The following is a 20397-nucleotide window of genomic DNA, read 5'->3' as shown; positions in this document are numbered from 1 at the left end:
TTCCCCTGGAGCGACCGGATCGATCGGCGACTCGGTAACGAAGCCGGGTGGAGGCGATCACACGTCGAGTAGATCGACGACATCCACACCTTCGTCTTCCAGTTCCAAGTCGAATCCAAGGAGCTCAAAGGACGCTATGATTCGCTGTTCGACGAGAGCCCGGAAAGGGTTCCAGTTCTTGAACTGTTCGGCAAACGCCTCGAGTCCGTCGTTTACGCTTATCATCTGTCCTTCGGCGGTGACTGCCTCCACTACGCCATCGATCAATCCTTCGAGGCTCTGTTCGATCAGGTCTTCGCCCAGATCGGCGAACATTTCGACGAGTTGTCTTCTGACGAACTCGACGTGCAGATTTCCGATGGACTTGTCGACAGAACTGGCCACGTCGATCATCGAGTCGTGGAAGGCCCCGAAATCGGCCGAGTCGAAGAATGTGGCACGTAGCGTGTCCCTGACCTTCCCGGCAGCGAGTTCCGTGATGGCAGCGATGAAAAACTCTCTCAGCGCTCTACCAGACAGTTCCCTCCAATTGAACTCTTTTGAGGGGTTCGCAACCAGTTCGTCGGAGTACTCGAAACCCTCGCTGACCGCGGCAAAGGTACCCGCAGTCCCTGCCTGTGCGACCGCGATCTGTGTGGCGCTCCATCCGGCCGCGTTCCCGGCCGCACCGACCCCACCGGTCGCGAGAGCGGCGTTGACGGTGAAACTGACGTCTCGAACCATCCTCGCGTCGTCCGCCACGGATTCCGCGCCACCTATCACGTTGTCTCGATACTCGTAAATCTGGTCGTGGATCTCCTGGGCCGGGCCTTCGGCGTTTTCGTACAGGCGTTTGGCGTTCTGCAAATTGATCGATTTGACACCGTGGCTTTCGGTGATCGCGGCGGATTCCATCGCCATTTCGAATCGCTCCAGCGCCCATTCGCCTTTCTCCATGTCGGGAGCTTCGGCCCCGCCCCGGGATGCCGAGATGAACTGGACGAATCCGGCCTGGTCTTCCAGCGCTTCGTAGAGGCCGAACGCAGTCCTGAGAGCGGCGTAGTTATTTTCCCGGATTTCCCACTTGATCCGTCGGGACACGATCCGGGCCTGGCGGATTGGGACTTCCCTGTGTGTGCCGTCGGGTTCGAGCACGTGGACTGTCTCTTCTTCGACCGGTTCCGCGCTGCGATCCGGTTGTTCCTCCTGGCTCGTCCGTTCGTCTGTGTCTTCGTCACCTGACCGGTCGTCAAGGTCACCTGCTTGATCAGCCTCCGGTCGCTGCAGGGAATACGAGTGCTCGTGCAACTCCAGTTCTCGTTCCAGGGCACCCAGACTGTGGACGCCGATAGTGGTATCCGGGAGACTGACACTGACGATGTTCCCGTGTGTGGTGACTGGGTACCGTTCTCCGATCGATTCGTCGACGACCACCCACCCAGACGAGCTCGAGGAGACCTGCCGGTGCAGGGTATCTGCAACCAAACGGCGGTTGACGTCGCTGCCGTTCTGTTGTACGACATGGGTGAGTTCGTGAGCCAACAGCTTCTTGCCAGAGGTCAAACTGGGCCTGTATTTCCCGGTCCCGAACGCGATATCCGAACCCAGCGTATACGCTTCGGCGCCGATTGCTCTGGCCGCCTCGTTTGCAACAGCGTTCGTATGGACATTTACGTCGGAGAAGTCCGCTCCGAAACGGGCTTCGAAACGCGCCCGGAGCTGTGTCGGCAACGGCTTTCCGCCCCCCCGAACGCCGCGTCGAACTGTCGCCTCGGTCGCCCCGAACACCTCGCGGCCACCCGCTGGTCTGTCGGCAGATTCCGAGAGCGTCGCGCCAGCACCCGACTTCTGGCCCGCTGTCCGGGGGTCTTTCGTCTGGGACTCGCCCGAACGTTCCATCTCCACCACCCGCTCAGCGACTCTCTCGGCCTCTTTCTCCGCAGGGTCGTTTGGTAAACACATGTCCAGTTTCGGCTGGAAATGCGTTTCGCGCGCGTGTAGTGACCGCTCCGTCGGCCGTTCGGGGTCGTCATCAATCACCGCATTGCTCGCCCGCTGTGAGGGCCACGTCGACTCTTGACTCACCTTCCATTCAGTCTCTAGCTCGGAGTGGAGCCGTCGGACGTGTTGATTTCCGACCGCACGGTGAACCGCGGCGGTCCTGTTCGACACCCGGTCCAGGTGCCCGCTGGCCTCCTCGGAGATCCGCTCGCTCGTCACTCGGTCCCGAACCGTCTCGTCGCTCGATCGCTCGTCGGTCTTTCGTTGTCGGGTCATAGGTACTCTCGATACTCGCCGAAGTCGTCCGCCGAAACCAGTTGCCCGGACTTTTCGAGTTCCCGGCGCACCGCCGCGACGACGTGTTCCATCCCCACGACGCCGCCGTCGTCGGCCGCCTTGAACGCCGCTCGCAGCGCCGCGTTGTTGATGTCGCCGCCGGCGAGTTCGAACGACGACAGGAACGACCAGTCGAGGTCACCAACCGGCGTCTCCACTGGGAAGATCGACCGCCAGATGCGCTCGCGTGCCTCCCGGTCGGGCGAGGGGAACTCGACGCTCGCGTTGATCCGGCGGCGGAACGCCTCGTCGACGTTTTCCTTGAAATTCGTCGCCAGCATGACCACGCCGTCGTGGGCCTCCATCCGCTGGAGAAGGTAGTTCACCTCGACGTTGGCGTATCGGTCGGTGGAGTCGCTGACCTCGGTCCGCTCGCCGAACAGGGCGTCGGCCTCGTCGAAAAAGAGGATGGCGTTGCTGGCGGCAGCCTCGTCGAAGAGCTGCTGGAGGTTGCTCTCGGTCTCGCCGATGTACTTGCTGACGATACTCGCCAGATCGACCCGGTAGAGATCGAGACCGGTTTCGCTGGCGACGATCTCGGCCGCCATCGTCTTGCCCGTCCCCGACGGGCCGGCGAACAGGACGTTGATGCCGCTGCCGCCCCGGTGGGCGGCTTCGAACCCCCAGTCGGAGTAGACCCGTCCACGCCCCTCGACCATCGCTACGACGTCACGCAACTGCACCAGTTCATCGTCGGGCAACACGATGTCCTCCAGGGTGTAGCTCGGCTCGATCTTCCCCGCGAGTTCTGCGAGGTTCGCCCGGGACTGGGCACGACACCCCTCGTAGACGTCCGCTGGCGTCGGATCACCGTCGACTACCGAGGCACGCGCAGTGGCCATCGCGTCGTCGATCTGGCCGGGCGTGAACTGGAACTTCGCCGCAAGGTCGGACGGGTCGACGTCATCCGGGAGGTCGACTGCTTCCCAGAGCGCACGCCGCAGTTCGTACGCCGGTCGGTCGAACTCGAGAGTGGCGAATTCGTGGCCGTCGATTGCCGTCTGCAGGCGCGACGACAGCGGCTCCCGACCGGAGAGGAATACGTGACCGCCGAACCCGTCGAGCCGCCGGAGTGCCGTCTCGACTGTCCCGGGACGCTCCGGACGCTCTTCCTCCGATTCGCGGTTCGGGTTGTCCAGGTCGTAGACGTACAGGGCCCCGTCTGCGAACCGAGCTTCCCGCACGAGCAGGTCGAGCGTCTCCTCGATGCCGTCGGACGGGAGCCGGGTCGCGTCGACCGTCACGACCGGCGAACCGAGCGTCGCACAGATTGCAGGCACCGCGATTCGCGGACCGGCGCCGTAGGGCCCGTGGAAGTGGACTATGGTCGGGTCACCCCCGTTCAGGTGATCAATCAGCGTTCCGAGTTCCCGACGCGTCGAGACTGGGAGCGGCAGTCGTGCTACTGCGGACGGAACGTCCGAATCCGTGTTGTCGGGCCACCCGTCTACCCCGCATTCGCCAGCTGCAGGGTCAGTCCTTGACTGGCCCACCTCGCGACCCGCGGCTCCGATCCGACCGAACGTGCGGTTGAGCTGCCCAGAATCTACGCATTCGGCGAACGAATCAAGGGCTGTATCGATCCCGTCGTCTCCGAGAAGGTACGCTACAACGCGGTCGTCGATCTCGACGAACCGCGACAGCATCGAATCGTCCGGCCCGGAGAGACGGACCAGGTCGTCGGTCACGAGCGGCGAGCGCCGGAACAAGTCGCGATGTTCGAGCGCTCCGCCGGCGGATCCCGCGATCACCCCGAGGACGAGCCCGACCGTCGGGCGCTTGCGCGTGAGGTCGTCCTGAAGATAGGCGTAGATTTTCTCGTACTTGACGTCTAACTCCGGCGCTAGCGCGACCAGCAGGGCGTCGAGGGTTCGCCGGTCGAGATCGAACCGCTCTGTGAGCGTGACGAGACGAAGCTCGGTTCCCGCCACAAGCGTTCGGTGACTGCGCTGCTCGATCCCCTCGGTGACTGCCTCGAGTGCGTTCGAGTGCACCGAGCACTCGTCCCTTCCGTTCGGTGTGCTGCCGGGGGAACTCGTTCGGCGGGATCTGTGGGTAGGCTCGCTCGACTCGGTGGCGCTGGCGCCCGTCCCGACGTCGACATCGAGGAGCTGATCGACCTGTTCGCCGGAGACGTAGAGGCCACCGCCCTGGCTGGCCCCTCCGCGTTCGGTCCGCCAGGCTGACAGGTACCGCTCGAGTAGCAGATCCAGCCGTCGAAGTTCGTCCCGGAGGTGTGCCCGCTCGTTTGCGTAGGGCGTAGTCATTGTCAGGGTCGTCCGTCGATCCGCGTGATCCCTCTGTGGTTGAGTTCAAGCGTCTCCATCGCGACCGCGCCCCCGTCGGCCTCGAGATCAGGACCCTCCCATCGGACGGGGTAGGCGTCGTGTACCTCCCAGCCCCAGGTCTCAGCACCCATCGTGTCCTGCAGCAGAATCCGACAGTTACGACGGTCGACCGGTTCGTCCCCGGATAGTTGCAGCCAATCCCACAGCTCTGTGGCGTCGGTCAATCCACGGCTGAGCGTCAGGTTCGAGTTCGTATACCCCGTCGGGAGGTGATGAGTGAAGCCGTTGACACCGCCCTCCTCAACCTCCTCCGTTTCGACTTCCCGTTCGATTCCAGTCACCTCGGTGAACCCGGCAAAGACTAGCGAATCCACTTCTACTGTGAATCGGTAGTCGAGATACGGATCCTTTCGTTCATACGGATCCTCGCCCTCATCCGGATCCCCACGCTCTGGTGCCACCACTACGCACCCTCGTTCATCCGCTCGTTGATCCGGCTGATCTCCTCGCACCACCGTTTGCGCTCCCAGTGGGGCATCTCCAAGACAGTCTCGTGACTCCAACCGAAGTGGTAGGTGATGAATGCGACTTCCCGATAAATGCGGTCGGGATCGCGCATCACTCCTCCAGACTGCCCATTTCCTCTGGGTTTCCCGACGCGACCTCCCCATCGAGTTCGTGTTCGACCTCGAATTGCTCGCCACAGTCAGGACAGACGGCGTCGATGACGTCGGCGCCACGTTCGTTAACCCGTTCGTACAGGTCCTGGAGGTACGCCAGGTCAGACACGTAGAGATTCTCGATCACGTGAGGATTGACGGAGTCGAGCGTGCCGAGTTGTGTTACGACTCGCGACAGCAGGATCACCGTCAGATACGAGGCGTTCGACTGTACCCGCGGATCGCGCAACGGCTTGATCTCGTCGGCCGCTGTCGCCAGCCGCATCACGCCGTCGCGGTGGACCGACCCCTCGTCGTCGACGTAGCCCTTCGAGAGCGTAAACTCGAATTCGGTCTGCAACGTCGAACCGCTCATAGCTCGATGCGTTCCATTCCTTCGTGGACGATCTCTAGCGACTCGATAGCCACCTCGTTGCCGGTCGCGTCGAGGTCGGGAGCGGAGTACTCCTGCGGCCAGGCGCGTCGGAACTCCCAGCGAGCGCCCGCGTCACCTTCTTGATTCAGAAGAACCACGGCAATCGTTCTGCGGGCCTCGTCAAGTTGCCCCTGCTCAACGAGTTGACGCCACTCATACAGTTCATAAGAGGCGTCTGTCGTCCCGGATTCAAGCGACAGATTGCCGTACTCGTTGAGGCTCGAGAGCTTCCGAACTGTCGGCGGATCGTTCCCCTCTCGGTATTCGATCTCCGAGGTCGAGTTCTCCGGAATCGTTGCGGAACTGAACCCAGCCATGTCTATACCGTCGATTTCTAAGCGGAACCGTTCGTTGCGAAATGGGCCGTGTGTATCAGGCATGTTATAGTACCTCAGTTATCATTCGTCTCCTGTCCACTGGGAGATGCGGAAGATAACGAATTCCGCGGGCTTGACCGGCGCGACGCCGATCTCACAGATCAGGCGACCGTTGTCGATGTCGTTTTGGGTCATCGTCGACCGGTCGCACTTCACGTAAAACGCCTCTTCCGGCGTCGATCCCATGAGCGCGCCGTCCTCCCAGACATCACGCAGGAAGTTGGTTATCGTCTGGCGGACCCGCGCCCATAGGTCTTCGTTATTGGGCTCGAAGACCGCCCACTGTGTCCCCTCGTCGATCGACTCCCGGAGATACAGGAATAGTCGTCGGACGTTGACGTACTTCCAGGACGGATCGCTGGCCATCGTCCTAGCGCCCCACACCCGGATGCCGCGCCCGCGGAAACTACGGATGCAGTTGATCCCTCCGGGGTTGAGTATCGACTGCTCGGCGTCGGTGATCGTGATCCCCAGTCCCTGGGCACCACGGACGACCTCGTTCGCCGGGGCCTTGTGAACGCCATGTTCTGCGTCGCTACGAGCATAGATTCCTGCGACGTGCCCACCCGGTGGCACTTCCTTTGGGCGACCAGTGACGGGGTCGTGGATCTCAATCCACGGACAGTAGAACGCCGCGTACTCCGACCGGAGCGGCAACTCTGGATCGCCCGCGACGTCGAATCCCCGTTCAGCCTGGATCAGTCCGATCCGATCCTGACGATCTTCGTGTCCGCAGTGCTCGGCAACCGGCTCCGCCAAATCGAGCGATTCCCTCGCTTGGTCGGGGACACAGACGATTGAGATGTCGTCAATCTCCTCGAAGGCGGCCAAACCACTCTTCGAGCCCTTTTCAGTGCTACCGTCGTACTCATTCCGCTCGATGTCGGAGCCCGGCTCCTCCTCTTTAAGCGTCTTCTCTGGTTCCTCTAGGAGAACGACCTTCGGCAACTCCACGGTTTCTTTATCCTTGTTATCGGGATCTTCCCACTCGGCTTCGACGACCGTTTGTGGACGTCCCTCGCTCTGGAACTCGACCTCAATGAGGCTGGACGTGCCATTGATTTGTGTCTCATAGAAGTCGGCCGACTCTTCCCGAATCGAGAGGTCGTCGTAAACCTCCTCGACGTCCGCGGAGGCGTTGAGGATCACTTCGGTCGTCTCGGCTGGCGCATCGGCCTGCGTGGAGCCGCCGTCCGTGGACACGTCGGGGTCGCCCTCCTCCTCTGGCTTCTCGGGGTCGTCGATGCCGTTGGAGCCGTTCGGTTCGCCGCGGCCGCTTACCAGTTCGTCGCGTGCGGGAATATCGGACTCTTCCGCCCAGTACTTGACCCTGAGCCTGAACAGGTCGTTGCTCTCCTCGTCGTAGTTGCTCGCGTCCTCGACGATGATCGCAATGTTCTGTCCCCACTTGCCGGGGCCGACGGCCGACACATTCAGGACGGTCCCATCTGACTCGGTTTGTATGGGTGCGCTCGCGAGGTAGTCCTCTTCCCCGACTGCCTCCTCATCGACGACGCGGCCGACGTACGCCTGCTGTCCGCCGTTCCGGAAGAAGCCGTCGACCGCGTACGCGAGATAGGTTCCCTCGAGTCGACCACCCCGCTTGTACTGTGCGTACCCGCCGAATGTTCGTTTGAAGTCGGCGAAACTGGTGACCAACCTGGGCTCAGTCGGACCTCGTTCGGTCTGGCCGAGAAAGCCGACGGTGCTAGTGCTCACACCCTCGATCGGCTTCGGTCCACGATCAACCTCCTCAACGTACACTCCAGGCGTCGAGTAATTAGACATAACGGCCCTCTTCGTAGAAGGGTCGACGCTCGTTCATTGTCTCCTCTGAATGGCTTTCAAACTGTCGGTCTGCATAACTGTCCGTACTGACTAACCGAACTGTAATTAAACTTCTCCCGAAATATTTATATTATTGTACCAACCTTTATGGTAGTCTGAAAGCCAGGTTTGGTGTAAAGCGATCGGTTGGAGATAACGCACCGGTCGTGGCGAAAGGAGAAGTGAGCTTGCGGATCGGATAGCGTCGCTGATCAGCGTTCAACTGCGATTCATCCTCGATGCGATGATAGCCCGTCCACACTCTTCTGATACTGTCGGTCATAACTACGTGAACACGATGAGCGACAGAACATCCAGACACACGCTAAACGGACGAATCAACCAGACCCACGTTCACAGATCCATGACCGACAGTATCAATACCACGGTCGGCCGAACCGCTATTTGGCGGTATCCAACGCGAGAACAACCCCTTGTGAAGGATTCGATGACCTCACCGGAGCATCAATAAGGTCGATCACACAAAATCGATACGGGCGGCTACTGAGCGAAGGAATCCAGGGGAGAACAGCTTCCCGTCATAGTTCCATCTTGTGACGAGAGGCACTTAAACCAGGTCGAACTTGGTGTGCTTTTCCCACTCCTACTGAAAGCCACAGTTGTCAGAGGCACCCCCCATCCCCGCTGACGTGTTCCTATTATACTCGATCCACAGATCGACCAAGGTGCTGATTGCGAGCAGTACAATGGCCGACATTTTCGGTGCGGCTGTTCTACTGTTTAGCCGTGTGGAGGATGTCAGTCGCGTTGTCCGCTCATCCTCGACGATGTCAACAGTCATGACTTTGGCTTTTGTATCAATATACATTTATTATCCTGGTGATGGGAAGTGCCGTATGTCCAGCGGAAAATACGGCGCCGTGATGGACGACGAGGAAGTAGCGACGTTCCTCGAGAGACAGGGAATCGGGACGCTCTCGATGGGTGACGAACGCGGCGGCTACGGTATTCCGATGTCGTTCGGCTACGACCGGACCCGAGAGCGCTGTATCCTCCAACTCTCGTTCGGCGAGGATAGCGAGAAGGCAACCTATATCGAGTCGGGAAACCAGGTCTCGCTCTCGACGTACGAGTGGAACGCTGTCGACGACTGGCGAAGCGTCGTCGTCCGGGGAACGCTCCACGAACTCTCATCGGCCGATGAGCCCTGGGCGCCGGGACTGTTCGCGGCCTACTCGAAGATCGCCTCGCGGGAAATCTTCCAGCAACCGCTGGAGGAACTCGAGTTCGAGTGGTACGAACTCCGGATCGATGACGTCCACGGACGAGCGACCACCGACTGATGGGTCCAGTGGACGAGAGCCAACGGTTCGACGTCGAACGGCAACTGACCAGTTGGCGTGTAGGTACCCATCGGCATCGCGGGGGCCACACGTGGTCCTCGGATCCCGGACCACAGGAGATACCTGCACCCGAACAGGACGATCCACCACTGTTCGTACTGTTTACAGTTCGCAGAGTCGATCGACGACTGCCTCGGCACGAGTATCGGCCGTCGACGGGTCGAACGTGGCGGCAGCGCCACCGTCAGCCCCGCCGGTGACGTTGACGACAGATTCGGATCGTCGGACACACGTATCGGTAGGAGTCGACGACCAAAAACGACAGCGGCTTGACTCAAGCAAGATCGGAGTCGCCACGGCCCCGTTCGCTTGCGTCTTTCCACTCGCCGATCCCGGAGGGATCGAGGTGGACGTGAACATCACCGACGTCCTCGAGCGAACCCACCCGCGAGACCAGTTCCGACTCGACATCGTGGGCCTCCCGGAGCGTCCGATCGCCGGGCACCTCGACGTGGGCCTCGACCTCGAGGACGGTGCCGTCGTGGAAGACGACGAGATCGTGAACCCCTTCGACCTCGGGATGGGCCATGAGCCGCCGGCGAATCTGCTCACGACGTTCCGCTGGCGCAGCGCTTCCGACAACGTAGCTCGTGTTCTCCCGGCAGATGGCAAGCCCCTGGTAGACGACGAGCAGGCTCACCAGCCCGCCAGCGATCGGGTCCAACGACGGGTAGCCGAGCGCGAGGCCGACGACGCCGACGAGTGCGCCGACGGTCGTGTAGAGGTCGTTGAGACAGTCTTTGGCCAGCGCAGCGAGCGCCGTCGAGTCGAGGTCGTCGTTCACCCGGACGGTGTAGCGGTAGACGAGGTACATGTCGGCTATCGCGAACCCGAGCGCCCCGATCAGGAGGTAGCTGAAAGTCCCTTCGGGGCCGTAGAGCAGCCCGGTGATCGATTCCCAGAAGAGGTTGAGGCCGAGCAGGACGATCAACGCACCGACGAACAGCGCGGTCAGGGGCTCGATTCGGGCGTGGCCGTGGGGGTGGCTCACGTCGGGATCTCTGAATCGGGTGTCACCCCAAACGAGAACGACGACGCTGGCGACGAGGTCGGCGACGGAGTGAGCCGCGTCCGCGACGAGTGCCACGCTGCCGAAGGCGATCCCGGCTCCGCCCTCGACGACGATCTTCGCCGCGTTCCCGACGACGTTCGCCCAGGAAGCGCGGCCGAACCGCCGGCGGTCGTCGTTGGTGGTCACACGGGTATTAGAGCGAGTCTAAACTTCAGTCTTGTCCTTTTGTGAATCAAAGCGAACGATTCGATCGATCTATTCCGGTCGGGAGTCGTCTCGAACCGACGAGACGGCCAGCCGGATCGTCGCCTCGGCACCGTCGGCGAGCGCATCGACGAGGTCCCGATCGAACCCTTCGGCGGCGAACGCCGCCTCGAGCATCACCGTGCGGTCGTCGACGTACTCGCTCGTTCGACCGACCGCGCTGCGTTCGCTCGCGAACTCGAGGTCGGGATCACCGCGTCCGGTGACGGTTTCCTCGTAGCCGTCGGCTGCGATCGTCATCGTGATCGTCGCCTCGGGGTCCCGACAGGCTTCGACGAACGCCGGATCGAAGTCCGCCGGCGCGCGGTCGGCACAGATCGCGAGGATGCAGTCGCCGGCCGGCGTGAGGTAGTCGTCGGTCGTCACCTCGAACGTGCTCGCGTGATCGGCGCTTATGTGTTCGTGTCCGCGAGCGTGGATGACCTCCTCGAGTGCCATATCCGGACGACGGAACTGGGATCGGAAAACGGGATCGAATCGGACGGCGGCGACGGACACGAACGGCGTGGGCCGCTCGTCTACTCGGCTGGCATCGGCGCGTCCATCTCCTGGAGCCGTTGTGCTGCCCGGTCGCGGTCCTCGGGATAGCCGACGTCGACGCGCCAGCCGTCCATCCGGATCGCGTCGATGGTCCGGCCCGACTGGATCAGCAGATCGATCGCGTCGGGGAGTTCGTACTCGCCGCGGTCGGAGGGCTGGACGAGGTGACAGGCGTGAAAGATCGCCGGCGTGAACGTATAGAAGCCGGTCATGACGAGATTCGACGGTGGCTCGTCGGGTTTCTCGACAACTTCGACGATCTCGCCGTACTCGTTTGTGTCGCAGACGCCGTAACGGGAGGCTTCCTCGTAGGGAACCTCCTCGACGAGGAAGGCAGCGTCGGCCCGCTCTTCTTGCTGGCGGTTGATCACGTCGCCTAAGTTCCCCCGGAACACGTTGTCCCCGAGCATGAGCACGAAATCGTCCTCGACGTGGGGCTCGGCCTGCAAGATCGCGTGGGCCAATCCGAGCTGTTCGCGCTGGTGGGTGTACGTTATGGGAACGCCCTCGTAAGAGTCGCCGTAGCGCTCGATGATCTTCTCTTTCATGTAGCCGACGACGACGATCAACTCGTCGACGCCGATCTCGAGGAGGTTGTCGAAGACGTCCTCGATGAGCGGTTTGTCGTTCACTTCGACGAGGACTTTCGGTTTGTCCTCGGTGAGCGGCCGAAGGCGGGTCCCCTTGCCCGCGGCCAGGACGACTGCTTGCATGTCTCGAACTGTCGAGAGCGAGTAACTATATACTTTCTCACTACTCGCTTCCTCGGCCACCGAGTTTCCGCTCGAGGGGCGGCGAATCCTACGGCGACAACCGCTGGCGATCTCGCGGGAAGAGAACGGCCTCGCGGATGTTCTCGAGACCGAGGATCGTCATCACGAGCCGTTCGCCACCGAGGCCGAAACCGGCGTGAGGTGGCATACCGTATTTAAACATCTTCGTGTAGTACTCGAACTGCTCGGGGTCGAGTCCCTGCTGTTCGAAGCCATCGACGAGTTTCTCGTAGCGGTGTTCGCGCTGGCCGCCCGAGACCAGCTCCATCCGGGGATGCATCAGGTCGAAGCCGGTCGACAGCTCGGCGTCGTCGTCGTGGTCTTTGATGTAGAAGGGTTTGATCTCGCTCGGCCAGTCGGTGATGAAGTAGTGGCTGCCGACGTCGTCGCCTAAGGCCTTCTCGCCTTCAGTCGGCAGGTCGTCGCCCCAGACGAGCTGTTCGTCGAGTTCGCCCGTCGCGTTGATGCGCTCGATGGCCTCCTCGTAGGTGATGCGGGGGAACGTCTCCTCGGGAACGTCGAACTCGTCTGCCAGTCCGAGCGCCTCGAGTTCCTCGGCGCAGTTCTCGGCGACGGCCTCGTAGGCGGCGGTGACGACGCCCTCGGCGACGTCCATCGCGTCGCTTGCCTCGCAGAATGCGCCCTCGAAGTCGATCGAGGTCGCCTCGTTCAGGTGACGAGGCGTGTTGTGCTCTTCGGCGCGGAAGATCGGTCCGATCTCGAAGACGCGTTCGACGTTCGAGCCGGCGATCAACTGCTTGAACAGCTGCGGGCTCTGGTTCATGAAGGCCTCGCGGCCGAAGTAGGTGATCGGGAACAGTTCGGTGCCGCCTTCGGTACCGGTGGCGACGATCTTCGGCGTGTTGATCTCGGTACAGTCGAACTCGCGGAACCGCTCGCGGGCGGCCCGCAGGATCTCGGCGCGAATCTCGAAGATCGCCTGGACCTCCTCCTTGCGGAGATCGAGCGTTCGATTGTCGAGTCGCGTCGAGAGGTCTGCGTCGACCTTGCCCGAGGGGTCGAGTGGAAGTTCGGGATCGGCTTCGGCGATAACCCCGACGGACTCCGGGACAACCTCGACGCCAGTCGGTGCACGTGGCTCTTCTTCGACCGCGCCGGTGACGCGTACGACGCTTTCGCGACCGGCCTCGAGACCGGTCTCGACGAGGTCATCGTCCATCTCGTCTTTCTCGAATTTGACCTGAATCTTGCCCGAGCTGTCCCGGAGAATCAGGAAGGCGATGCCGCCGAGATCGCGAATCTCGTGGACCCAGCCGGCGACGGTTACTTCCTCGCCCGGCTCGGCCTCGGCCGTGTAGGTTCGGTCCTGCATACCCCTCGCTTGTCGGAGCCGGGACTTAAGCGCAATCGTTCGTTCCAAAACCGATTCGGTTTCAGTACGGCGTCACGGCCGCGCCCGTTCGCTGGAACTCGGCCACGTTCCGGGTAACGACCGGCCTGTTCGCCTCGATCGCCGTCGCAGCGATCATGGCGTCTATCGCACCGACCTGTGTCCCGTCTCGGCGAAGCTCGCGGTGCTCTCTCGTCGCTCGTTTCGCTTCCTCGAGCCCGTAGGGAAGGACGTCGACGCGTCCGACGATCCGTTCGAACCGTTCCCGATCGGAATCCGAGAGATCGTAACCGACCGCCGTCACCGTGAGCGTCGACACCGAAATCTCTCGCCTTCCCGGTTTTCCCGGTCGAGACGACGATACGTCTCGTCCCGAACACTGATACTCTTGCTTCCCATCTGCGTCCCTGTGTTTTTGAGCTGTGTATATATATAGATCCTGCGGCGGCAAATCGAGTGGCGATGGCTCCATCGGTCGAACTTTGACTCCCGGCCCGCTATTGGAACCATGGACGACCTCGAGCGACTCGCCGAAGAGATCGGGAACGCCGACACCGTCGTCGCGCTGACCGGCGCGGGCATCTCCGCACCCTCTGGCGTGCCGACGTTCCGTGGCGACGACGGCGTCTGGAAACGCTTCGAGGAAGGGCAGTTCACCTACGGCCGGTTCCAGCGCGACCCGGCCGGCTTCTGGACGGATCGCCTCGAGCTCTACGAGACGATGTTCGACGGGGACGTCGCGCCAAACGCCGCCCACGAGGCGCTCGCCGACCTCGGCGAGTCCGGCCATCTCGAGGCCGTCGCGACCCAGAACACCGACGGGCTCCACGCCGAGGCGGCCAGGGCGGTCACCGACGACGACCCGGACCCCGGAACCGTCCCGGAGACGGGAGCCGAACTGCTCGAGCTCCACGGCAACGCCCACCGGGTTCGCTGTGTCGACTGTGGCAGGCAGCGACCAAATGATCCGATTCTAGAGCGCATCCGCGACGGGGACCTCCCGCCGCGGTGTGAGTGTGGCGGCGTCTACAAGCCGGACGTCGTTCTCTTCGGCGAGCAGCTGTCGGCGGCGACGCTGCAGCGATCGCAGTCGCTCGCTCGCGAGAGCGACGTCTTCCTCGCGATCGGCTCGTCGCTCGTCGTCGAGCCGGCCGCCTCGTTGCCCCGACAGGCGGGTCGGTCCGGCGGGACCGTCGGCATCGTCAACCTCGAGGAAACGCCTCACGACGGAACTGCGGCCGTCGTGCTCCGCGAGGACGTCACCGACGTGCTTCCGCGGCTGCGGGACGCAGTCGACAGGCGGTGCTGACCGGTACAGCGTCGACACGAACGCGGCGAAAGCCGGTCTCTCGTCTCGGCCTCAGCCGAAGTGTTCCTCGTAGAGGTCCTGTGCGTGTTCGATCGCGTCGTAGGCAGCCTCGCGATCCTCCCAGCCCAGCGTCTCGACGTCCTTGCCCTCCTCTAAGTTCTTGTACGTCTCGAAGAACTCGTCGATCTCGTCGACGGTCTGTTGGGGAATGTCTTCGAGATCCTCGATGTGATCGAACCGGGGATCCTCGGTGGGGACGGCGATGACCTTGTCGTCCTGTTCGCCGTCGTCGTCCATCCTCATGAGCGCGACCGGACGTGCCTCGATGATACAGCCCGGGAACGTCTGGTCTTCGACGAGCACGAGCACGTCGAAGGGATCCTCGTCGTCGTAGTACGATTGCGGGATGAACCCGTAGTCACTTGGGTAGTGAACGTTGCTGTGAAGGACGCGGTCGAGCACCACGCCCGGCACGTCCTTGTCGTACTCGTACTTGTTCCGTTCTCCTTTGAGACACTCCACGACGGCGTAGATCTCTTCGGGCGCGTTCGGTCCGGTTTCGAGGTCTTCCCACAGATTCACCATACACCTGTGAATCCAGGGACGACCAAAAAGTACTTTCGTAATCGAATTACAGATGCACGCTGACGGCTATCTACGGCCGAGGGCGCTCCCTCAGTCGGTACACGTATGCCGTCTGGATCGTCGTCACCACACAATCACGAAGCCGCGAATAGTTGGCAAGTCTTAAATAGTGCGGTTACATTTACACGGGTATGTCAGAGGCACAATCAATTACCGGCAGTCAGGGTATCGCACGTGAACTCACCGCCTTCCAGCGTAATATCCTCGTTATCCTCGCCAAGGAACCGATGTACGGGCTGGCGATCAAACGCGAACTCGAGGAGTACTACGGAGCCGAAGTGAACCACGGTCGACTGTATCCGAACCTCGACGAACTCGTCGAGTTGGGTCTGGTCGAGAAAAGCGAACTCGACAAGCGAACGAACCAGTACTCGCTGACCGACGACGGCTACGAGGCCGTCCTCGACGGCATCAAGTGGACGTTCTCGAAGGTCGTCAACGGCGAGGAACGCGCCGAGGAACTCCACGGGCTCGTCGACGAGAGTTACTGACTACTGACACCGAAACTCGGGGACCGACTCGCCTGCCGTCTCGAAGACGAGAGCGATCGACTCCTCGATCACCTCCCGCTGTTTTTTCGACGGCCACGCGTTGCGCACGAAGTACTCGGTACGAAACTCCGTGATCTCGTCGCCGGTCGCCGACGTCATCGGACGCGCGTAGTGATTGCTCATGAAGTCCGCGAACGCGGCCGCGTTGTCGCCGTGGACGTCGCCGTGGACTTTTCGGACGGCGTCGACGAGCGCTCTGTTCGCGGCGTCGAGGTCGTCCCAGTCGTCCGGGTCGCCCGGACCGTCGAGTCGAATCTCGACCGCACGCGAGAGGTCGTCGATGCGGTCGGTTCGGATGACGCCGTCTTCGCGCCACTCCGCAGGGTAGAGCACGAGCACGTCGCCCGCGTCCTCGGTTCGGACTCGAGCCGTGAATCCGTGGGGCTCGAGCACGTCTTCGCGACGTCGTCGGTAGGCGTCGCGTTCGTTCTCGTCGATCGCGTTCCGGGCCAGTCGGGTGAGTCGTTCGGCCTCCTCGACGGTCTCGGCCGGCAGTTCGGACTCGTCGGTCGCGTCTGACGAGTCAGGACCGTCCGCACCGTCTGTGACGTCCTCGGGCGTCATTCTCGAGACCGTAGTTCCCGACGGCGTTTTTCGTTGTCGGTTTTATGCGTCCTCGAGCGCCTCGTTCGCGAGGCAGTCGGCCCGGTCGTTGACCTCGCGGGGGACGTGTTCGATCGTCCACTCCTCGAACGAGGAGAGGTGCTCGAGCGCGCGGACGCGTTTCTCTCGGAGGTCGGGATCGTTCACGTCGTACTCCCCGCGAAGCTGTTTGACGATCAGTTCGGAGTCGCCCCGAACGTGGAGTTCGTCGTAGCCGTACTCGCGGGCGGCCTCGAGTGCCGCGAGCAGGGCCTCGTACTCGGCCTGGTTGTTCGTCGCACGCCCGATCCGGTCGTTGCCCTCGGCGACGATACCGTCGCTCGTGACGATCACCCAGCCGACGGCGGCCGGGCCGGGGTTACCGCGTGCGGCACCGTCGAAGTAGACGTGTGCGCGTCCGCCGTCTTCGCGTAGCAACGCCTCGATATCCCGCGGGTTCGCGCCCTGAATGACGACTTTGTCGTCGTAGGCGATCGCCGTCGCGTCGCCGCGGTAGGCACGCCACCGTTCGTGCTCGGTGTTACCTGGACGGACCTCGACACCCGCGTCCTCGAGCCGTTCGCGTGCCCCCTCGACGTCGCATTCGATGACCGGCATTCGTTCCTGTTGACGCGATAGTCCGGGTAAAACCTTTCTGGTTCCGGATCGAATTCGACAGTTCGAGGCGGTCGAGACGCCGTATTTTGGGGGAACTGGATGTGGCGTCGTCGCTCTTCCCAAGGGTTTATATATCTTGGTGATACTACTATAAAAGTGCGATGACACGGTCCACCCGCCAGCGGGAGCGAACGCGCGAGATGGACGAGGCCGAGTCCGAAGACGAAGGGGTACGTGCCTGCCCCGAATGTAACTCGGACAACCTCGTTAAGGACTCCGACCGGGGCGAGCTCATCTGTGAGGACTGCGGGCTCGTCGTGGAAGAAGAAAAGATCGACCCCGGTCCGGAATGGCGGGCGTTCAACCACCAGGAACGACAGGAGAAGTCCCGCGTCGGTGCGCCGACGACGCAGACGATGCACGACAAGGGGTTGACGACGACGATCGACTGGAAGGACAAAGACGCCTACGGTCGGTCGATTTCCTCGAAAAAACGCAGCCAGATGCATCGGCTGCGAAAGTGGCAAGAACGCATCCGAACCAAAGACGCAGGCGAGCGTAATCTTCAGTTTGCACTCTCGGAGATCGACCGGATGGCATCCGCACTCGGTGTCCCACGATCGGTTCGCGAGGTCGCGTCGGTCATCTACCGACGCGCGCTCAAAGAAGATCTCATCCGGGGGCGATCAATCGAAGGGGTTGCGACGTCGGCACTGTACGCCGCCTGCCGAAAGGAAGGCATTCCGCGCAGCTTGGAAGAGATTTCCGAGGTCTCCCGCGTCGAACGCAAAGAGATCGGTCGGACGTATCGATACATCTCGCAGGAACTCGGCCTCGAGATGAAACCCGTGGATCCGAAAAAGTACGTCCCTCGCTTCTGTTCTGAACTCGAACTCTCGGAGGAAGTCCAGACCAAGGCAAACGAGATCATCGAAAAGACCGCAGAGGAAGGGTTGCTGTCGGGCAAGTCACCGACGGGCTATGCCGCGGCAGCGATCTACGCCGCGTCGCTTCTGTGCAACGAGAAAAAGACCCAGCGCGAAGTCGCAGACGTCGCCCAGGTGACGGAAGTGACGATCCGGAACCGGTATCAGGAACAGATCGAAGCGATGGGGATCCACGGTTAGACAGCCGTTCACAGCGGAGCAACGAAAGCCAGCGGTACAGCCATAGGTAGCTGACCGCGGTTTCACCCGCCCACCGCATAGCTTCGTCTCCGTCCGAGAGTTCCCGATCGGTCGCGTCAGAACCGCGGCGATTGCGCTTCGATCGCACCGGCGAGTTCGCCAGCACGACCACGAGTCGTCGAGCGAGGCGATCCCCTCGAGCGTTCTCCCTGTCGACGACGGGAACGTGACGAATTCTTTCCTCACCCGTCGTTCTGGCAACCTCGAAGATGCCGTCGTCTTCGGTGACGGTTACTCTTCGACGACGGTAATCGAGATCTCGTCGGTGAGATCGTACGCGATGTGGCCCGCGTCGCTGGCCTGGAGACAGAGGTCGTACTCGCCCGGCTCGAAGTCGAGTTCGACTTCCGTCTCGCCGTCACCGAAGTGATTGTGTCGGTCCGTGAAGGGGATCGGTTCGCCCGGCTCGACGCAGTCGACGTCGACCAGAACGTGCAGGTGACCCTGTCCGTCTTCGGGTTCGCCTCCGGCCGACTCGACCTCGAAGTCGTCCGCCTCCATTACGATCTCGACGGGGCTCGTGACCTCGTCTCCGTCTTCCGGCTCGGCGAACGAGACGCTCCCGTCAGGGCCCTCGTAGTCGACGTCTTCAGCGGGCTCTCCCTCGACCTCCTCTTCTACTTCCTCTTCTTCCGCTTCGTCATCCAGCGCCTCCTCTTCGGGGTCGTCTTCGACGTCCGTTGCCGGCTCGGCCTCGGGTTCGCCTTCGTCTCCGTCCTCGTCATCCTCGTCCTCGCCGTCCGGAACCGCGTCGGTACAGCCCGCGACCGCTGTAAGCCCGATCGCACCGCTTGCAGCGAGTAGTCGTCGTCGCGTAGAGTACGTGCGTGTCATCGCCCCTGCTAGCGTAGTGTCGGTCGTGTTCGTTCGGCGTGCAAGTGCCGGGCTCGAATCGGAGTCGCTCGAGACCGCCGGACGAGACATTCAAAGTCGTCTCGCCCCAACGACGACCGAATGCGCCTCGACGACTACATCGAGGATCTCGAGCCCGACGCGGAGGCCGAGCGCCGTCGCCTCGCAACGGAGAAGTCCTACGCGATCACGGACCACCTCGAGCGGTTCGAACGGCGATTCGACGCCGCCGTCAGCGACGACACCTACGTGGGTTCGACGGCGCCGTCGATCTTCGTCGGTCGCTCGAGCTATCCGAACGTCCCGGTCGGACTCCTCTCGCCGGTCGGCGACGAAGACAGCGCGAGCGAGTACGTCACCGACGCGGACTGGTACCGCCAGGGATACGCCATCGACGACGTCCTTCGACGGCGGACCGGCCTGTTGAACTCGAGCAAACGGGCGGACGTCGAGTCGCCGTCGGTCGCCAGCCGGCTCGCGTCCTCGGTCGCGGACGTCTGGGAGGGGATCGTCGGCGTCGGGCGGGAAGTCGCGATCGCGGACCGGCCCGTCGACCTCGAGATCGGTCTCGAGTCGACGCCGGATCTCGGCCTGGATGCCGGGACGGACGTCGCGACGCCGCGTGGGCCGCGTGCGAACGCACGGTCGGCGGATCTCACGGAGAATCCGCACGTGCCGCGACCGGTAGAAAAGACCCTCGAGGACGACGACTGGCAGGCCCAGGGCGCGATGACCTACCTCTATCGGCGCGGATTCGACGTCTACGAGATCGACTCGATCCTCTCTGCCGGCGCGCTCGGGCGGGCCGAGAACCGCCGACTCGTTCCGACGCGGTGGTCGATCACGGCGGTCGACGACACGATCGGACAGTACCTCCGGGGGCGGATCCGATCGGCTTCGAGCGTCGACGAGGTCCGGGTCTGGGCCACCGAGTACGTGGGTAACCGCTACTGGATCATCCTCGCACCCGGGCGCTGGGAGTTCGAACTCGTCGAGATCAAGTCGCCGGGAAGCATCTGGAATCCCGACCCACACGGCGACGTCTGGATGGCCGCCGCCTCGGAGGGCTACGACGGGCGCTCGAGCTACGTCGAGGAGACCGCCGGAGCCTACTACGCCGCCCGGCTCGGGGTGCTCGAGTACCTCGAGTCGATCGGCCGCCAGGCGAAGTGTCTCGTGCTCCGGGAGGTAAGCGACGACTACTGGGCTCCCGTCGGCGTCTGGCAGGTTCGCGAGAGCGTCCGCAACGCCTTCGAGGGTGGGTCCGGGGAGAGCGAAACGTTTCACGGGGCGGTCGCGACGGTCGCCGACCGGCTCCCGGTCTCGCCGGCGCGGCTGCGACGGAAATCCGAACTCGCGGCCGGGCTGCAGTCGAGCCTGGACGCGTTCGACACGTAGCCGTGGGATTCGGCGACCAGGCCACAACGGTTTCCTCGTCGTCCTTCT

The 20397-nt window shown here is 62.5% G+C and carries 20 protein-coding genes and 2 pseudogenes; 5 read left to right on the top strand and 17 right to left on the bottom strand.

Annotated elements, in window-relative coordinates:
- Positions 1-57: 57 nt before the first annotated feature.
- The 7 genes and pseudogenes from QQ977_RS10210 to QQ977_RS10180 all read right to left on the bottom strand — a co-directional run bounded on the left by QQ977_RS10210 (position 58) and on the right by QQ977_RS10180 (position 7795).
- Positions 58-2199, bottom strand: a complete 2142-nt coding sequence (locus tag QQ977_RS10210) for a DUF4157 domain-containing protein (RefSeq protein WP_285925645.1) — start codon at positions 2197-2199, stop codon at positions 58-60.
- A gap of 53 nt (positions 2200-2252) precedes the next feature.
- Complete coding sequence (locus QQ977_RS10205) at positions 2253-4583, bottom strand: ATP-binding protein (RefSeq protein ID WP_285925644.1); 2331 nt, start codon at positions 4581-4583, stop codon at positions 2253-2255.
- A gap of 2 nt (positions 4584-4585) precedes the next feature.
- Entirely contained in the window at positions 4586-5065 is a 480-nt protein-coding gene (locus QQ977_RS10200; RefSeq protein ID WP_285925643.1) for a phage tail protein, read from the bottom strand.
- An 11-nt stretch (positions 5066-5076) separates the two neighbouring features.
- Positions 5077-5223, bottom strand: a pseudogene (locus tag QQ977_RS10195) (DUF6760 family protein); the annotation flags it as partial.
- The gene (locus tag QQ977_RS10190) at positions 5223-5639 is read right to left on the bottom strand and encodes a hypothetical protein (protein WP_430540829.1); all 417 of its coding nucleotides are present in this window, start codon (positions 5637-5639) and stop codon (positions 5223-5225) included. The pseudogene QQ977_RS10195 and the gene QQ977_RS10190, both read right to left, overlap by 1 nt.
- Positions 5636-6079: a phage tail protein gene (locus QQ977_RS10185; protein ID WP_285925642.1), complete on the bottom strand. Its 444-nt coding sequence runs from the start codon at positions 6077-6079 to the stop codon at positions 5636-5638. The genes QQ977_RS10190 and QQ977_RS10185 overlap by 4 nt, the downstream gene beginning before the upstream one ends.
- 18 nt (positions 6080-6097) lie before the next feature.
- Positions 6098-7795, bottom strand: a complete 1698-nt coding sequence (locus QQ977_RS10180; protein ID WP_345783330.1) for a phage tail sheath family protein — start codon at positions 7793-7795, stop codon at positions 6098-6100.
- Between the two features lie 965 nt (positions 7796-8760).
- Between QQ977_RS10180 and QQ977_RS10175 the strand changes: the two genes are divergently transcribed.
- The gene (locus QQ977_RS10175) at positions 8761-9207 is read left to right on the top strand and encodes a pyridoxamine 5'-phosphate oxidase family protein (RefSeq protein ID WP_285925640.1); all 447 of its coding nucleotides are present in this window, start codon (positions 8761-8763) and stop codon (positions 9205-9207) included.
- Positions 9208-9372: 165 nt separating this feature from the next.
- Here the strand turns inward: QQ977_RS10175 and QQ977_RS10170 are convergent.
- From QQ977_RS10170 to QQ977_RS10145, 6 genes and pseudogenes are all read right to left on the bottom strand, one after another.
- Positions 9373-9483: pseudogene (locus QQ977_RS10170) on the bottom strand (endonuclease III domain-containing protein); the annotation flags it as partial.
- Between the two features lie 58 nt (positions 9484-9541).
- Positions 9542-10465 carry a cation diffusion facilitator family transporter gene (locus QQ977_RS10165; RefSeq protein WP_285925639.1) on the bottom strand — a complete coding sequence of 308 codons (924 nt, stop codon included), beginning with the start codon at positions 10463-10465 and terminating at the stop codon, positions 9542-9544.
- A 69-nt stretch (positions 10466-10534) separates the two neighbouring features.
- The gene (locus QQ977_RS10160; protein WP_285925638.1) at positions 10535-10981 is read right to left on the bottom strand and encodes a DUF371 domain-containing protein; all 447 of its coding nucleotides are present in this window, start codon (positions 10979-10981) and stop codon (positions 10535-10537) included.
- 80 nt (positions 10982-11061) lie between these two features.
- Positions 11062-11796: a UTP--glucose-1-phosphate uridylyltransferase AglF gene (aglF, locus tag QQ977_RS10155; protein WP_285925637.1), complete on the bottom strand. Its 735-nt coding sequence runs from the start codon at positions 11794-11796 to the stop codon at positions 11062-11064.
- 88 nt (positions 11797-11884) lie between these two features.
- Entirely contained in the window at positions 11885-13189 is a 1305-nt protein-coding gene (aspS, locus tag QQ977_RS10150) for an aspartate--tRNA(Asn) ligase (protein WP_285925636.1), read from the bottom strand.
- A 61-nt stretch (positions 13190-13250) separates the two neighbouring features.
- Positions 13251-13526: a type II toxin-antitoxin system VapC family toxin gene (locus tag QQ977_RS10145; protein ID WP_285925635.1), complete on the bottom strand. Its 276-nt coding sequence runs from the start codon at positions 13524-13526 to the stop codon at positions 13251-13253.
- A 189-nt stretch (positions 13527-13715) separates the two neighbouring features.
- On the opposite strand from QQ977_RS10145, the gene QQ977_RS10140 reads away from it, so the two are divergent.
- Positions 13716-14516 (top strand): SIR2 family NAD-dependent protein deacylase, encoded by an 801-nt coding sequence (locus QQ977_RS10140; RefSeq protein ID WP_285925634.1) that lies wholly within the window; start codon positions 13716-13718, stop codon positions 14514-14516.
- 51 nt (positions 14517-14567) lie between these two features.
- Here QQ977_RS10140 and QQ977_RS10135 read toward each other — a convergent pair whose 3' ends face one another.
- On the bottom strand, positions 14568-15101 hold the full coding sequence (locus tag QQ977_RS10135) for an inorganic diphosphatase (RefSeq protein ID WP_285925632.1): 534 nt from the start codon (positions 15099-15101) through the stop codon (positions 14568-14570).
- A gap of 191 nt (positions 15102-15292) precedes the next feature.
- Between QQ977_RS10135 and QQ977_RS10130 the strand changes: the two genes are divergently transcribed.
- Positions 15293-15652 (top strand): PadR family transcriptional regulator, encoded by a 360-nt coding sequence (locus QQ977_RS10130; RefSeq protein WP_285925631.1) that lies wholly within the window; start codon positions 15293-15295, stop codon positions 15650-15652.
- Here the strand turns inward: QQ977_RS10130 and QQ977_RS10125 are convergent, their stop codons facing one another.
- Together QQ977_RS10125 and rnhA are read right to left on the bottom strand one after the other, a co-directional pair.
- Entirely contained in the window at positions 15653-16276 is a 624-nt protein-coding gene (locus tag QQ977_RS10125) for a DUF7108 family protein (protein ID WP_285925629.1), read from the bottom strand.
- Positions 16277-16318: 42 nt separating this feature from the next.
- Positions 16319-16912 (bottom strand): ribonuclease HI, encoded by a 594-nt coding sequence (gene rnhA, locus QQ977_RS10120; protein WP_285925628.1) that lies wholly within the window; start codon positions 16910-16912, stop codon positions 16319-16321.
- A 161-nt stretch (positions 16913-17073) separates the two neighbouring features.
- Between rnhA and QQ977_RS10115 the strand changes: the two genes are divergently transcribed.
- The gene (locus tag QQ977_RS10115; RefSeq protein WP_285925626.1) at positions 17074-18039 is read left to right on the top strand and encodes a transcription initiation factor IIB; all 966 of its coding nucleotides are present in this window, start codon (positions 17074-17076) and stop codon (positions 18037-18039) included.
- Positions 18040-18330: 291 nt separating this feature from the next.
- Here QQ977_RS10115 and QQ977_RS10110 read toward each other — a convergent pair whose 3' ends face one another.
- A complete protein-coding gene (locus tag QQ977_RS10110; protein ID WP_285925625.1) occupies positions 18331-18933 on the bottom strand; it encodes a DUF4399 domain-containing protein in 603 nt (200 codons plus the stop codon).
- 120 nt (positions 18934-19053) lie between these two features.
- Between QQ977_RS10110 and nreA the strand changes: the two genes are divergently transcribed.
- The gene (gene nreA / locus QQ977_RS10105; protein ID WP_285925624.1) at positions 19054-20349 is read left to right on the top strand and encodes a DNA repair protein NreA; all 1296 of its coding nucleotides are present in this window, start codon (positions 19054-19056) and stop codon (positions 20347-20349) included.
- Positions 20350-20397 lie beyond the last annotated feature (48 nt).

The organism is Natrialbaceae archaeon AArc-T1-2, assembly GCF_030273315.1.
GTDB lineage: Archaea > Halobacteriota > Halobacteria > Halobacteriales > Natrialbaceae > Tc-Br11-E2g1.
Note: the sequence above shows the minus strand (reverse complement) of the source record. Positions and strands in the feature narration are given on the sequence as shown.

What these genes read in the sequence shown, in the direction of transcription:
- QQ977_RS10205 (WP_285925644.1), bottom strand. Translation starts at nt 4,583, where the DNA reads ATGACTACGCCCTACGCAAACGAGCGGGCACACCTCCGGGACGAACTT.
- QQ977_RS10190 (WP_430540829.1), bottom strand. Translation starts at nt 5,639, where the DNA reads ATGAGCGGTTCGACGTTGCAGACCGAATTCGAGTTTACGCTCTCGAAG.
- QQ977_RS10185 (WP_285925642.1), bottom strand. Translation starts at nt 6,079, where the DNA reads ATGCCTGATACACACGGCCCATTTCGCAACGAACGGTTCCGCTTAGAA.
- QQ977_RS10175 (WP_285925640.1), top strand. Translation starts at nt 8,761, where the DNA reads ATGTCCAGCGGAAAATACGGCGCCGTGATGGACGACGAGGAAGTAGCG.
- QQ977_RS10160 (WP_285925638.1), bottom strand. Translation starts at nt 10,981, where the DNA reads ATGGCACTCGAGGAGGTCATCCACGCTCGCGGACACGAACACATAAGC.
- aglF (WP_285925637.1), bottom strand. Translation starts at nt 11,796, where the DNA reads ATGCAAGCAGTCGTCCTGGCCGCGGGCAAGGGGACCCGCCTTCGGCCG.
- aspS (WP_285925636.1), bottom strand. Translation starts at nt 13,189, where the DNA reads ATGCAGGACCGAACCTACACGGCCGAGGCCGAGCCGGGCGAGGAAGTA.
- QQ977_RS10140 (WP_285925634.1), top strand. Translation starts at nt 13,716, where the DNA reads ATGGACGACCTCGAGCGACTCGCCGAAGAGATCGGGAACGCCGACACC.
- QQ977_RS10135 (WP_285925632.1), bottom strand. Translation starts at nt 15,101, where the DNA reads ATGGTGAATCTGTGGGAAGACCTCGAAACCGGACCGAACGCGCCCGAA.
- QQ977_RS10130 (WP_285925631.1), top strand. Translation starts at nt 15,293, where the DNA reads ATGTCAGAGGCACAATCAATTACCGGCAGTCAGGGTATCGCACGTGAA.
- QQ977_RS10125 (WP_285925629.1), bottom strand. Translation starts at nt 16,276, where the DNA reads ATGACGCCCGAGGACGTCACAGACGGTGCGGACGGTCCTGACTCGTCA.
- rnhA (WP_285925628.1), bottom strand. Translation starts at nt 16,912, where the DNA reads ATGCCGGTCATCGAATGCGACGTCGAGGGGGCACGCGAACGGCTCGAG.
- QQ977_RS10115 (WP_285925626.1), top strand. Translation starts at nt 17,074, where the DNA reads ATGACACGGTCCACCCGCCAGCGGGAGCGAACGCGCGAGATGGACGAG.
- QQ977_RS10110 (WP_285925625.1), bottom strand. Translation starts at nt 18,933, where the DNA reads ATGACACGCACGTACTCTACGCGACGACGACTACTCGCTGCAAGCGGT.
- nreA (WP_285925624.1), top strand. Translation starts at nt 19,054, where the DNA reads ATGCGCCTCGACGACTACATCGAGGATCTCGAGCCCGACGCGGAGGCC.